The sequence below is a fragment of the bacterium genome (assembly GCA_019695335.1).
Lineage (GTDB): Bacteria > CLD3 > CLD3 > SB21 > SB21 > JABWBZ01.
Genome location: JAIBAF010000016.1, coordinates 12,104 through 25,142 on the forward strand (window position 1 = coordinate 12,104; position 13,039 = coordinate 25,142).

Below are 13,039 nucleotides of genomic sequence, written 5' to 3' on the forward strand. Positions count from 1 at the left end.
AACTGAGTGGCCAAAGAGGAACTGATCAAGGTTGACGGAGTGATTCTGGAAACATTACCCAACGCCACTTTTCGTGTTAAGTTAGAAAACGGGCATGAAGTTCATGCACATATTTCCGGTAAAATGAGAATGCATTTTATCAGGATATTACCGGGAGATAAGGTGACGGTTGAATTATCACCGTATGATCTTACCCGTGGTCGAATTACGTATCGGTTTAAGTAACTATTAGGAGCGTCCGTCTCATGAAAGTCAGATCGTCAGTTAAAAAAATTTGTGATAAATGCAAAATTATCCGTCGAAAAGGCGTTGTGCGCGTGATTTGCGAAAATAAAAAACATAAACAACGTCAGGGATAATTTTAACTATAATAATTTGTAAGGAGCAATACCTTGGCTCGTATAGCTGGTGTAGAATTGCCGAAAGAAAAGAGAGCGTTTATCGCCTTGACCTATATTTATGGAATCGGGCGGACGGCGGCAATTAAAATTCTGGAAAAGGCCGGCGTTGAACCGACCAAAAAGATTAAAGAACTCAACGAAGACGAAGAAAATAAAATTCGTAACGTGATCAACGCCGAATTCAAAGTCGAAGGTGCGTTGCGTAGCGAATACACGTTGAATATCAAGCGCTTGATGGATATCGGTTGTTATCGCGGGTTGCGTCATCGCAAAGGCTTACCGGTTAGAGGGCAGAGAACCAGAACGAATTCGCGTACTCGTAAAGGTAAGAGAAGAACAATCGGCGGCCTCAAGAAAGTTGAAGCGAAGAAGTAAAAGTTTAAATAGGAATTAAAGGAGACAAACGGTGGCAAAACCGACACCTACGGCAGCGACGACACCTACAGTTCGAAAAAAGAAAAAACTAATCGAATCAACGGGCGTTGCAGTTATCAAAGCGACTTTCAACAATACGATCGTTACACTCAGTAACAGCAATGGCGACGTGATTACTTGGTGTACGTCGGGTAAAATGGGATTTAGAGGGTCGAAGAAAAGCACTCCATTTGCAGCGCAAGTTGCCGCAGAAACGGCTGCCAAACAAGCGATCGATATGGGATTGAAGCGCGTCGAAGTGCGCGTCAAAGGTCCTGGTGCCGGACGGGAGTCGGCTATCAGAGCTTTACAAGCTGCCGGCCTCGAAATAACCGCCATCCGTGATTTGACGCCGATTCCGCACAACGGATGCCGTCCACCCAAAAAACGCAGAGTATAATTTTTTTTGAAATAGGAGATTTCAATGGCCAGATATACGGAAGCCGTTTGCAAATTGTGCCGGCGCGAAGGTGAAAAGCTTTTTTTAAAAGGTTCAAAATGTTTGACCGATAAATGTCCCGTTGAAAAACGGAACTATCCTCCGGGCGAACATGGCGACAAACGCTCTAAACCTTCCGGCTACAGCATCCAGCTTCGTGAAAAACAGAAAGTTCGTCGTATTTACGGTGTATTGGAAGGGCAATTCCGAGGCTATTTTGCCCGTGCTGAACGTAAAAAAGGCGTGACTGGCGTTGTGTTGTTGCAATTACTTGAAAGCCGTTTGGATAATATGGTATACCGGCTGGGTTTTGCGAGTTCAAGATCACAAGCTCGCCAGTTAGTACTTCATCGCCACGTGGAAGTTAACGGTCGCTTGGTGACCATTCCATCGTTCCAAGTAAAGCCGGGCAATGAGATTTCTATTCGCGAAAAGAGCAAAAAATTGGCATTGATCCATAATTCGCTCAAACGTCAAAAAGATGCCCAGCAGCTTAATTGGATCGATGTTGATAAGGCCGGTTTGAAAGGTCGTTTTGTGTCGATGCCTGAGCGTGAACAAATTCCGCTGGACGTCAAAGAACAATTGATCGTAGAATTATATTCCAAATAAATGATTGTTATTGGTTGTCAATTATAGATAACCCAAGTTGTCAATCTCTAAAGAAGGAGATTCAAGAGTGCAAAACTGGGCTGGACTCCAGATGCCGGAGCGCATCGAATTAGACGAATCCACATATACGACTACGTATGGCAAATTTATCGTGCAACCGCTGGAAAGAGGTTTTGGCGTCACGATAGGTAATTCGCTTCGCCGCGTATTATTGTCATCGTTGCCGGGTGCTGCAATTACATCCATCAAAGTCGATGGTGTATTGCATGAATTTTCAACTATACCCGGCGTAGCGGAAGATGTGTCGGAAATCGTTCTTAATTTGAAGAGCGTTCGTTTTAAATTACACAACAAAAAACCGGACAAAATTGTTGTGCACTTAAAAGGTCCCGGAGCTTTTACTGCCGCCGACGTTCAAAAAGCATCCAATGGCGTAGACTTTGAAGTGCTCAATCCTGAATTGCATATTGCCACGTTGTCAAAAGAAGCGAATTTTCAAATTGAGCTTCGCATTGGCCGTGGCAAAGGATGGGTTCCGTCCGAAGAAAACAAATTTCCGGATATGCCGATTGGGACCATTCCGATTGATTCGATTTTCAATCCGATCAAGAATGTTCGCTACACGATCGAAAGTACCCGCGTCGGTCAACATACTGATTTTGAAAAACTGATCATTGAAATTACAACTGACGGCAGCATTACTCCGGACGACGCATTGACGATCAGTGCCCGCTTACTCCGTGATCATATTCAATTGTTCATCAATTTTGAAATCGAAGAAGAATCACAGGAAAGCGAACTTGAAGACAAAGAAATTTCCAGAATTCGCCAAATGCTGAAGATGAGTGTTGATGAGCTCGAATTATCCGTGCGTTCGCATAATTGCTTGCGTGCAGCTGGAATCAAAACTATCGGTGATCTCGTCAGCAAAAACGAATCTGAAATGCTTAAGTACCGTAATTTCGGACGTAAGTCACTTACGGAACTGAATAAGATTCTGGAAGAGCGCGGAATGCATTTCGGGATGGACGTTTCGAAGTATTACAACGGCGAAGAATAATTTATAAATTTTTGATATAGGATTAGAATCATGAGACATGGTAAAAAAGTTGCAAAGCTTGGCAAGACGGCTTCTCATCGCAAAGCTTTATTAAAAAATCTTTGCAATGAACTTTTCCGCCATAAACGGATTGTAACGACGTTGCCCAAAGCCAAAGCGGCTCGTGGAGCCGTAGAACGGCTTCTGATGTATGCCAAACAAGGTGATCTTGCTGCACGCCGCATTTTGATCAGCCGTTTAGGAAAGAAAAAACTGCTTTTGACCAATAAAAATGTCGATGATAAGAAATTGACTCAACGTACGGTCATTACTGAATTGATCGAAGAAATTGGTCCCAAATTGAAAGAACTTGATACACAACGCCAGACTAAGAATCCGAAATATACCGGCGGCGGTTATACGCGTGTATTAAAATTGGGCCAGCGTAAAGGCGATGCTGCACATTTGGCGATTTTAGAAATTGTTGGTTATGAAAATGTACATATTGATCGTCAAACTAAAGCGGCTGAGGAAAAAGAAGCGAAAGAAAAACGCAAACTGAGCTTGGCCGAACGTATTAAAGCAAAAAAAGAAGAACTCCAGAAATCGAAATAGTTCATTTCTAATGTAAAGGTTCCCGGATATGTCGACGAAGAAAAAAGAAGACAAAGAAGAGAAAAAAGCGAAAAAGACTGTTTCGAAGAAAAGTGCGGCCAGCAAGCCGGCAAAAGAAAAACATGTCGCCAAAGCTTCCAAATCAGCGCATAGTAAAATTGCCAAAGAAAAACCGGCTAAAAAAAGTGAAACCGTTACTTCCGCATCAGACGCACAAGTATCTGAAAATGAATTAATGTCGAAAGTGCAATGCTACAATCATGGTAAGAAAACTATCTGCGCTCATTTGATTTTGGCCACCCATAAATGCACTGCTAAAAGAATCGCTCCGGATCGGTTAGCCACTGTGCGTATCGGAAAAAAACGTCGTTGCGAATTCTATGAAGAAACTACGTTTTCAAAATAAAACGGATTAAAAAGCTTAGTTAAAAGGCAATCAAATTTTTGATTGCCTTTTTTATTTGTTATAACCATCATAGCTTATGAGAATTATCTTTTTAACAAGTTGTTGTTTTTTTCTTTCTTTAGATTGTTTGAGAGCAAATAATGAAGGGAAGGCCAAAGCTTTGTGGGTCGTACGGGATATTCTGAAATCAAAAAGTACGATTGATCAACTTTTGAACGATGCACACAAAGGGAATTTCACTGACTTGTTTATTCAAGTTCGCGGTCGCGGTGATGCTTTTTACAACAGCCGGATTTTGCCTAAAGCTGAAGGATTGGCGACCGATTTCGACCCGCTTGCTTACTTACTAGAAAAAGCACACGGACAAAAATTTAAAATCCACGCCTGGTTGAATGTTTTTTATGTATGGTCCGCCGAACGTGATCCTTTGAGTAAGGATCACGTCATTTTTGAACATCCGGAATGGAGCGCTGTTTCAGCGGAGAATTTATCAATGGTGGATGAAGGTACTAATCGTCTGATAGCTAAAAAGTATGAAGGGATATTTCTTTCACCAGGCGATGATGAATTTCAAAACTCTTTTTTGAATATTATAACGGAATTGTTGGATCACTATCAACTCGACGGTATCCACCTGGATTATATTCGTTATCCTGGGAATCAGTATGATTATTCACAGTCAATGCGTTCAAAATTTGTTCTGGAATATGGCCAGGATCCACTGACACTGGATAGTCTTACTAGAAATGCTCAAACAAAAGAAGATATTGACCGTTCTGCATGGATCCAAAAAAAATGGTCTGAATTTCGCAGGAACGAATTAACTCATTTTGTTGAAAAAATCTATAACAAGACTAAATCATTAAAATCGGAAGTGATGGTGACTGCGGCAGTATTTGCTGATTTGGCGGAGGCTCACGATAAAGTAATGCAAGACTGGATTGTATGGCTGCAAAAGGGAATTCTTGATCAGGCTGTTATGATGAACTATGCAGTGGATCAATTATTATTTGAAAATCGGATACGAGAAGCAAAAACAGCCGCCGGAGATTCGATTTTCTCAAAAAAAATTTGGATAGGAGTCGCGATCTATAATCAAAATTCCGCACTTATGCGTGAGAAGATCAAAGCATTGAAAAAATGGAAACCGGCCGGACTGTCTGTGTTTTCATACGAGATTATGCGTACCGATCGGAAATATTTCAATGCAGTTATCGATTCAAAACTGTGGCCGTAATTAAACGTTGTGGATAATCGTATCGTTCAGGCAAGCATCATTGGAATTAGGATAATCGGTATTGTAATGAAGGCCACGACTTTCCTTTCTTAATTTAGCACATCGGATAATCAGTTTTGCTACTTTGGCAATATTGCGCAATTCAATAAGCCCTTCCGTAACTTTGGTTTTTTTGTAAAAATTTTCAATTTCATCCGATATGAGCTGAACGCGTCTTTCTGCTCTCTCCAATCGCAAATCCGATCGAACTATTCCTACGTAATTCCACATGATTTGCTGGATTTCTTCTAAATTATGTTCGATCAAAACCCATTCTTCCGTGCTAAAAGTTCCGCTATCATCCCATTCCGGGAAGTCGACTAGCTCTATGGAGTCTTTCGTCATCAATTCTTGAGTGCTTTGAAAGACTTGATTGGCAAAAACAACCGCTTCGAGCAAAGAGTTGCTTGCGAGACGATTGGCGCCGTGTACGCCGGTTAAAGACACTTCTCCACAGGCATAAAGCCGCCGAATATCGGTTTCGCCTTTCAAAGTTGTTACAACGCCACCGCACATATAATGCGCCGCAGGAACGACAGGAATAGGTTCGCGCGTGATATCAATTTTATATTCCAAACAACGCCGGTGAATGTTGGGAAAATGTTCGATAATCTTATCGGCTTCGATATGTGTCAAATTCAGAAAGACGCAATTTTCACCGCGTTTTTTCATCTCGGCATCGATCGCTCTGGCTACGATATCTCTGGGCGCGAGTTCTTTCATCGGGCTGTACCGCTCCATAAAACGTTCACCGGATGCATTGATCAAATGGGCGCCAAAACCACGAACGGCCTCGCTAATAAGAAATGATTGACCATCAGGATGATACAATGATGTAGGGTGGAATTGCATGAACTCAAGATTACCGACACGAGCGCCTGCACGATACGCCATAGCAATTCCGTCACCGGTAGCAATTTTTGGATTAGTGGTATGTTTGTAAACTTGACCACATCCGCCGGTTGATAGAATTGTAATTTTCGATAAAAAAGTTTTGACGCGATTGGCTTCGATATCCAATGCATACACCCCGAATGCGGTTATCGCTGAAGATACTTTTTTTAAATGATGTTCGGTTAGAATTTCGAGCGCGATATGATTTTCAAAAACGCGGATATTCGGATGATTTTTTACGGCATGAACCAACGCCCGCTCAATTTCACGCCCAGTCAAGTCGTGTGCGTGGACGATTCGATGTTTGGAATGCCCGCCTTCGCGGCCCAGATCGAGATGGTCATGAATACGTGTAAATTCAACGCCCAGCTGTACCAGTTCCTGAATTGCATCCGGGCCTTTTCTTACAATCAATTCAACGGCTGTACGATGACAAAGCCCGGCACCGGCTTTGAGCGTGTCTTCAACATGTAAATCAAAACTGTCATCTTGTGCGATAACGGACGCAATTCCTCCCTGAGCATAATTCGTATTGCTTTCCGTGTCACTTTTTTTGGTGATGACATGGACTGTCCCGAGAAAGGCACATTTTAAAGCGGCCGATAATCCGCCAATGCCTGATCCAACAATGAGAAAGTCCGAGGATAATGTGTGGGGCATAGCCAAAACCGGTTACGCCGTAACCAATTCACGTTGTAGGTTTTTTTCAAAAACCTGCGTGCTCGAGTTTTCCATGCGTTTTGTCTGATGAAGCAGAGCCGCTTTGACAAATTCCCGAAAGAGAGGATGTGCTTTGATCGCACGTGATTTCAATTCAGGATGAAATTGCACGCCAACAAACCAAGGATGACCCGTAAGCTCGATAATTTCAACAAGCTTATGATCCGGCGACATACCGGAAAATACCATTCCGTTGGATTGAAATGTATCGATAAAGGCATTGTTAAATTCGAAACGATGGCGATGCCGTTCGCTAATGACATCATTAGCATACGCATGAAAAGCTTTCGAATCTTTCTTCAAAACGCACGGATATGCGCCGAGGCGCATTGTAGCGCCCATTTCTTTAACGTCGCGCTGAGACTCCATCAAATCAATAACGGGATATTTTGAACGCTTAAAGAACTCGCTGCTATTGGCTCCTGTGAGTCCTGCGACATTTCGGGCAAACTCGATGCTTGCACACTGCATACCAAGGCATATTCCGAAGAAAGGAATTTTATTTTCTCTGGCAAACTGTATAGCCTTGATCATGCCTTCAATACCGCGTGATCCGAAACCGCCGGGTACCAATATTCCGTCCACATTGGCAAAATAAGGAGCGATCGGTTGGCCGTCTTCAAGTTTAACGGAATCGATCCACTCAATTTCGACCTTGCCATTATTTTCAACACCGCCATGAATGAACGATTCAATAATGCTTTTGTAAGCGTCCGGCAATCCGGTGTATTTCCCGCATACAGCAATCCGTACGTGTCGTTTGGGATGATAAACACGATCAACCAAGTTATTCCACGATGCAAGATCCAGATCGTGAGTGCGAATGTTTAATTGTTTCAGCACCAACTGATCAAGACCATTTTGATGCATGATCAACGGTACTTCGTAAATCGACTGAACGTCCGATGCCTCAATCACGGCATCGGGATGAACATTACAAAATAAGGCGATTTTGGCCCGGAGATCTTTTGAAAGCGTTTTCTCGGCACGGCAGAGTAAAATGTCGGGTTGAATACCGATTTCACGCAATTTCATTACACTGTGTTGAGTTGGCTTGGTTTTTAATTCGTCCGACGCTTTGATAAACGGAACCAGAGTTACGTGAATATTGACGGTGTTTTTCGGGCCAACTTCGAGACAAAATTGGCGAATTGACTCTAAGAACGGCAAACTCTCTATGTCGCCGACCGTTCCGCCAATTTCCGTAATGATAACATCATAACCTTCAGCCGCGAGGCTCTTAATGCGGGATTTGATCTCATCCGTAATGTGTGGAATGACCTGCACGGTTGCACCCAAATAATCACCACGGCGCTCACGATCGATGACCGTTTTATAAATTTTACCGGTCGTATGGCTGTTTTTCGAACTCATGTTGACGTCAATAAAACGCTCATAGTGTCCGAGATCAAGGTCGGTTTCCGCGCCGTCATCCGTTACGAACACTTCACCATGTTGGTATGGGCTCATGGTGCCCGGGTCTACATTGATATACGGATCAAATTTTTGAATCGTAACGGAGAGCCCGCGAGCTTTCAGGAGCATGCCAAGGCTGGCCGCTGCAATGCCCTTACCCAGGGAAGAAATCACACCACCGGTGACAAATACATATTTGGTCTGACGCTTGGAAGGTTTTTTTGATTTCATAATTACCGTGATTGTATAGAATTTCTAGATTAGATCATTTACAAAAAGGCACAAAAAAAGGAGACACGGTTTCCGTGTCTCCTGGTGGTTAGCTGACAACTTTAGGTACCACTATGTACTGCCAGTTTTTGTCAGGCGCGTTTCGGAGCGCTTGATCGACCGGCAGACACGGCTGCACTTCATCCTCTCTGAAAACGTCTGGATAAGTAATCGGATGATAAGTAATCTCTACGTTCGATGTATCGAGTTGATTCAATTTTTCGACGTATTGTAATATCTGGTTCAATTGTCCACAATACCTTTCGGTTTCTTCTGAAGTAAACTCCAGATAAGCTAGTGAAGCAATTTTTTTAACGTCGTTAATGGTAACGGGCATGTTTTTTTTCAGTAATTTTTGAACAAGCGCAATATAAACGAAATGTGAAATAATGTCAAATTATTTCACTTATAGAAAAGCAGTTGACGTATTCGATTGATTAAGTGAGATGAAAAAATTATATTAGTGACCCAAAAGTAATGTCATTTACATTAAGAAAGAAGCCGGCCATTGCGTTTTTATTTATTGTTATGCCTTGCTGTGTCTTCATTGGAAGCGCAGTCAACATTATCGGGCTATAAAGCCGTCGTGCATACGACGGTTTATGAAGACTGTTCAGTAAACCGGACCATTGAACTGAATTACAGCGTTGATGAAAAAGAATCAGCGCAGAACAAGCGTGATTTTTTTCAAAGTTATGGATATCATTTGGTCGAGCGTGTCGATAGGAACAATTTTTATTTGACCGCATCAAAAATCATTCCACCTGAAGGTGTTTCGGATGATCCATTCGGTAAGGTTCAACTTAATCGTAAAAATAATTCGTATAATTATACCGAAGACTTTTCGGCAAATTTTGTAACGCAGGATATTCAGAATTCCGATCTGAAAAGTGACATGGCAACGGCGAAGGTATTGTTAGCCGATGTTGAATATCAATTTGTAGTTATAATGCCAGGCAAAATTATTGAGACTAATGCCAATCAATTTCACCTTGATACCGCGTCGTGGAACTATGATATAGAACAATTGCTTTCCCGTCCTGTATTTCATATGAACATCAGCAGTTCTGTAGAACGCAATGATAACGCTTTATGGTCGCTAGCGGTTGTCGCGGTCATTGTTTTGGCCATTGCCGTTTTGATCAAACTGAAATTCAAACTCCGCAATGCAACGATTGACTGACAAAATAAAACTTGAATGCAAATTTGGATATGTGCACATTTAATATATGTCGTTTCGGACCTGTCTATTGAATTCAAATCTTGATACAACCAACTTTAAAAACAATCGTAAACAAACTATTTAACTCCTAACGAAGCGAGGCAATATGAGCTACAAAGAGGAAGTTCACGGAGATGTGTACGTGCTGGTGATTAAAGGCAAACTGATGGGAGGCAGTGAAACAACTGAGATCCATGATCGGGTAAAAGAATTAGCCGCTGTAGGTGTCAAAAGAGTTGTATTGGATTTAGGACAGGTCAAATGGATGAACAGTTCAGGACTCGGGGCGTTGATGTCCAGCCTGACTACAATGAAAAACGGTGGAGGCGATCTGCGATTGTCATCGGTAGCCGAAAAAGTTGAGAGCTTATTGATGATTACTCAGTTGATGAAAATATTTAAAACATTTGAAAATGTTGATAAAGCAGTAAAAAGTTTTCACGATGAAAAGCCGGCATAACAATGGCAACCGGATTCGTGTATCATGCTGCGTACCAGTCTCATGAGGCGCAGGGATATCATCCTGAAAATCCAGACCGGCTGCGTCACATTCTGCAACGGCTGGAAGAAAGCAGCTTGGTACAGGAATTGAAGATGATAACGCCGCTCGAAGCGGAGATTTCGTTGATTCAGTTGATACACACACCCGAACATATCCGGCGGATTCAAAAAGCCTCTTCCGGTCACGCCTTTCTCGACGCCGACACCTATGTCAATTCATTTTCATATTCTGCGAGCTTGACAGCCTGCGGAGGGGCAATAGCAGCGGTTGATGCCGTCATGCAAAGGCAAGTTAAAAATGTTTTTTGTGCCGTAAGACCCCCGGGGCATCATGCTGAGAGTAATCGTGCCATGGGGTTTTGTTTATTTAACAACGTTGCTCTTGCGGCACGGTATGCACAAAAACAATACAACATTGGCAAAGTTTTGATTGTGGATTGGGATGTCCATCATGGCAACGGTACACAAGAGATATTTTGGACGGACCCGACAGTCATGTATATAAGTTTGCATCAGTGGCCATTGTATCCTGGAACAGGAAGGAAGAATGAGATAGGTGGAGGAGAGGGAAAAGGACTGACGCTAAATTTTCCAATGTCGGCCGGCAGTACTGACTCGGAATATCTCAGACTTTTTAATATAGAAATCCGTGATGCCGTTGAAAAATTTCAACCCGAATTAATTTTGATTTCGGCAGGTTTTGACGCGCACGAGAAAGATCCGTTGGCGCAAATGAAAGTAACTACGCAAGGATTTGCCGAAATGAGTACGATGATCAAGGAATTAGCACGATCGGTATGTTCCTCGAGAATTATTTCCGTACTCGAAGGCGGTTACCATTTACAAGCTCTGGCCGAGTCGGTCGAAGCGCACATTCGGGTCTTAGCCGATGTATAACCTTTTCCGAGCATTGATTTCGCGCGCGATTTTTCTCATATTGTTAAGTTCTCTGGGGTTTGCCCAGGGTCAGGAGAAAGACTCGACCCGTTCAGGTATTCATTTTGGCTGGCCTGAAGATTCGACTGGGTTTTTGCCCAAATCACGCCGAGATTCATTGATTTTGAAAACGGATGAGAAGACCAAAACGTTGGGATTTGTCGGAGATTCGTTGTTCAAATCGCCGTGGGGTGCGGTCGGACGCTCGCTGGTAATACCGGGATGGGGGCAATTATACAATGAGCAACCCTTGAAAGCGGGATTATTTGCCGTGACGGACGTCAGCATGTTGCTCATTTATCATCAAAAAGATAAAAAAGTTACACGGATCGAAAAAAAACGAAAAGACATTGACCGGCAATTAAAAAACGATCCGTTCCTGACTGTAGATCAACGAGCACGATTAAACTCAAGTTTCAATTCGCTTACCGGCGATTTGGATGATGCGCTGAATGCGCGTAATTTATACGGATGGTTTTTTGCCATCAGTCACTTATTAAGTTTGGTGGATGCGTATGTCGATGCACATTTATTCAAATTTGATGATAAAATGGAACTCACTTACGTGCCAGTTTCCAAAGGATATATTCTTACCATGCGTTTGCGGTGGTAAGCGTTCCAATACACTCTTAGGAAAAACACTGTGACCGATTTATCAGTGAATACTGCACCGATGGATATCCCAAAACCGATGCAAGACATTTTGGTTGTGGATGATGAAATCGATAACCTTGATTTATTGAAGCGTACATTTCGTCGCGAATATAACGTTTTCACGGCTAATAGCGCGGCTGAAGCATTAAGGCTTCTTGAGACGAAGGAATTTGCTGTCATTGTGAGCGATCAACGGATGCCGGAAATGACTGGTGTCGAACTTTTTCAGCGAGCGCGCGAAAAATATCCTCACACTATTCGAATTCTCCTGACAGGCTATACCGATATCAATGCATTGGTTGACGCCATCAACATGGGACACGTTTACCGCTATGTGACGAAACCGTGGAGCCGTGAAGAAATCGTCATGACCGTACGGCGGGCCGTGGAACACTATGAAACTACCAAGTACAATTTTCGTTTACTTGATGAACTCAAAATTAAGAATGCCGAACTTGAACGCAGTTACGATGAATTAAAACGTCTCGATAAACTCAAAACACGTTTCATGGTTATTTCGAGCCATGAACTGCGCACACCGGCGTCGATCATTTCTGGAAATCTGGAGCTTTTGTTATCCGGTGCTATCGGCGATATGCAGAATGATCAAAAAGAAATTGTTGAAAATGCCTATAAAGGCACGACACGATTGATTGATCTGATTGAGGACGTGCTTGCGGTGCTACGCATCGATGCACTACAATTGAAACTGGACATCAGCGAATTCAGTATGCGCGAGCTCGCGGAGGAGATGGTTGCTGATTTTAAATTATTTTTACAGGAACGCAAACAAACTATTGCCAATACCATTCCGGACGTAAGAATTGAAGGCGACCGCAATCGATTGGCGCAGGTATTCATGAATCTGATCAGCAACGCAATGAAATACTCCAAAGATGGGCAAACTATCGAACTGCGTGGATTTCTCGAGCACGATCAACTGCATATTATTTGTAAGGATAATGGAATTGGTATTCCGAAGGAAGAGCTAGAGAAGATTTTTGAGAAATTTTATCAATTAGGCGATGCAGATCAACATCGTACGAGCAAACATAAATTTCTGGGCGGCGGCAGCGGTCTTGGTCTTACCATTATCCGTGGTACTATCGAACAGCATAACGGCAAAACGTGGGCAGAAAGTGCCGGTAAAGATCAAGGCACGCAAATTCACGTAGTCCTCCCAATCCACTATGTGCAACCTCCTGTTGAAAGTTGAAAGCTCCT

17 protein-coding genes are annotated in these 13,039 nt (G+C 42.8%); 14 read left to right on the top strand and 3 right to left on the bottom strand.

All coding sequences use genetic code 11. From position 1 onward, the window contains the following. Window positions 1-6: 6 nt before the first annotated feature. The 9 genes from infA (at window position 7) to K1X84_05985 (ending at window position 5,163) form a co-directional block, all read left to right on the top strand. Window positions 7-225, top strand: coding sequence for a translation initiation factor IF-1 (gene infA / locus K1X84_05945; protein ID MBX7151163.1), 219 nt, complete (start codon window positions 7-9; stop codon window positions 223-225). A gap of 20 nt (window positions 226-245) precedes the next feature. Beyond that, window positions 246-359 carry a 50S ribosomal protein L36 gene (gene rpmJ / locus K1X84_05950; GenBank protein MBX7151164.1) on the top strand — a complete coding sequence of 38 codons (114 nt, stop codon included), beginning with the start codon at window positions 246-248 and terminating at the stop codon, window positions 357-359. A gap of 33 nt (window positions 360-392) precedes the next feature. Beyond that, the gene (gene rpsM / locus K1X84_05955; GenBank protein MBX7151165.1) at window positions 393-776 is read left to right on the top strand and encodes a 30S ribosomal protein S13; all 384 of its coding nucleotides are present in this window, start codon (window positions 393-395) and stop codon (window positions 774-776) included. A 31-nt stretch (window positions 777-807) separates the two neighbouring features. After that, complete coding sequence (gene rpsK, locus K1X84_05960) at window positions 808-1,215, top strand: 30S ribosomal protein S11 (protein ID MBX7151166.1); 408 nt, start codon at window positions 808-810, stop codon at window positions 1,213-1,215. A 24-nt stretch (window positions 1,216-1,239) separates the two neighbouring features. Continuing rightward, window positions 1,240-1,866 carry a 30S ribosomal protein S4 gene (rpsD, locus tag K1X84_05965; protein ID MBX7151167.1) on the top strand — a complete coding sequence of 209 codons (627 nt, stop codon included), beginning with the start codon at window positions 1,240-1,242 and terminating at the stop codon, window positions 1,864-1,866. 67 nt (window positions 1,867-1,933) lie between these two features. Next, complete coding sequence (locus tag K1X84_05970; protein MBX7151168.1) at window positions 1,934-2,926, top strand: DNA-directed RNA polymerase subunit alpha; 993 nt, start codon at window positions 1,934-1,936, stop codon at window positions 2,924-2,926. Between the two features lie 30 nt (window positions 2,927-2,956). Then, a complete protein-coding gene (gene rplQ, locus K1X84_05975; GenBank protein MBX7151169.1) occupies window positions 2,957-3,520 on the top strand; it encodes a 50S ribosomal protein L17 in 564 nt (187 codons plus the stop codon). Window positions 3,521-3,548: 28 nt separating this feature from the next. After that, on the top strand, window positions 3,549-3,926 hold the full coding sequence (locus K1X84_05980) for a hypothetical protein (protein ID MBX7151170.1): 378 nt from the start codon (window positions 3,549-3,551) through the stop codon (window positions 3,924-3,926). Between the two features lie 127 nt (window positions 3,927-4,053). Further along, entirely contained in the window at window positions 4,054-5,163 is a 1,110-nt protein-coding gene (locus K1X84_05985) for a family 10 glycosylhydrolase (protein ID MBX7151171.1), read from the top strand. Here K1X84_05985 and nadB read toward each other — a convergent pair whose 3' ends face one another. The 3 genes from nadB to gatC all read right to left on the bottom strand — a co-directional run bounded on the left by nadB (window position 5,164) and on the right by gatC (window position 8,839). Then, the gene (gene nadB / locus K1X84_05990; GenBank protein MBX7151172.1) at window positions 5,164-6,756 is read right to left on the bottom strand and encodes an L-aspartate oxidase; all 1,593 of its coding nucleotides are present in this window, start codon (window positions 6,754-6,756) and stop codon (window positions 5,164-5,166) included. It abuts the gene before it with no gap. 12 nt (window positions 6,757-6,768) lie between these two features. Further along, window positions 6,769-8,463: a CTP synthase gene (locus K1X84_05995; protein ID MBX7151173.1), complete on the bottom strand. Its 1,695-nt coding sequence runs from the start codon at window positions 8,461-8,463 to the stop codon at window positions 6,769-6,771. Between the two features lie 88 nt (window positions 8,464-8,551). Beyond that, window positions 8,552-8,839 carry an Asp-tRNA(Asn)/Glu-tRNA(Gln) amidotransferase subunit GatC gene (gene gatC / locus K1X84_06000; GenBank protein MBX7151174.1) on the bottom strand — a complete coding sequence of 96 codons (288 nt, stop codon included), beginning with the start codon at window positions 8,837-8,839 and terminating at the stop codon, window positions 8,552-8,554. 171 nt (window positions 8,840-9,010) lie between these two features. Between gatC and K1X84_06005 the strand changes: the two genes are divergently transcribed. From K1X84_06005 to K1X84_06025, 5 genes are all read left to right on the top strand, one after another. Beyond that, on the top strand, window positions 9,011-9,685 hold the full coding sequence (locus K1X84_06005) for a hypothetical protein (protein ID MBX7151175.1): 675 nt from the start codon (window positions 9,011-9,013) through the stop codon (window positions 9,683-9,685). 145 nt (window positions 9,686-9,830) lie between these two features. Then, window positions 9,831-10,184: an STAS domain-containing protein gene (locus K1X84_06010; GenBank protein ID MBX7151176.1), complete on the top strand. Its 354-nt coding sequence runs from the start codon at window positions 9,831-9,833 to the stop codon at window positions 10,182-10,184. 2 nt (window positions 10,185-10,186) lie between these two features. After that, window positions 10,187-11,122: a histone deacetylase gene (locus tag K1X84_06015; GenBank protein MBX7151177.1), complete on the top strand. Its 936-nt coding sequence runs from the start codon at window positions 10,187-10,189 to the stop codon at window positions 11,120-11,122. After that, complete coding sequence (locus K1X84_06020; GenBank protein ID MBX7151178.1) at window positions 11,115-11,774, top strand: hypothetical protein; 660 nt, start codon at window positions 11,115-11,117, stop codon at window positions 11,772-11,774. The genes K1X84_06015 and K1X84_06020 overlap by 8 nt, the downstream gene beginning before the upstream one ends. A 30-nt stretch (window positions 11,775-11,804) precedes the next feature. Further along, entirely contained in the window at window positions 11,805-13,031 is a 1,227-nt protein-coding gene (locus K1X84_06025) for a hybrid sensor histidine kinase/response regulator (GenBank protein MBX7151179.1), read from the top strand. Window positions 13,032-13,039: the final 8 nt, after the last annotated feature.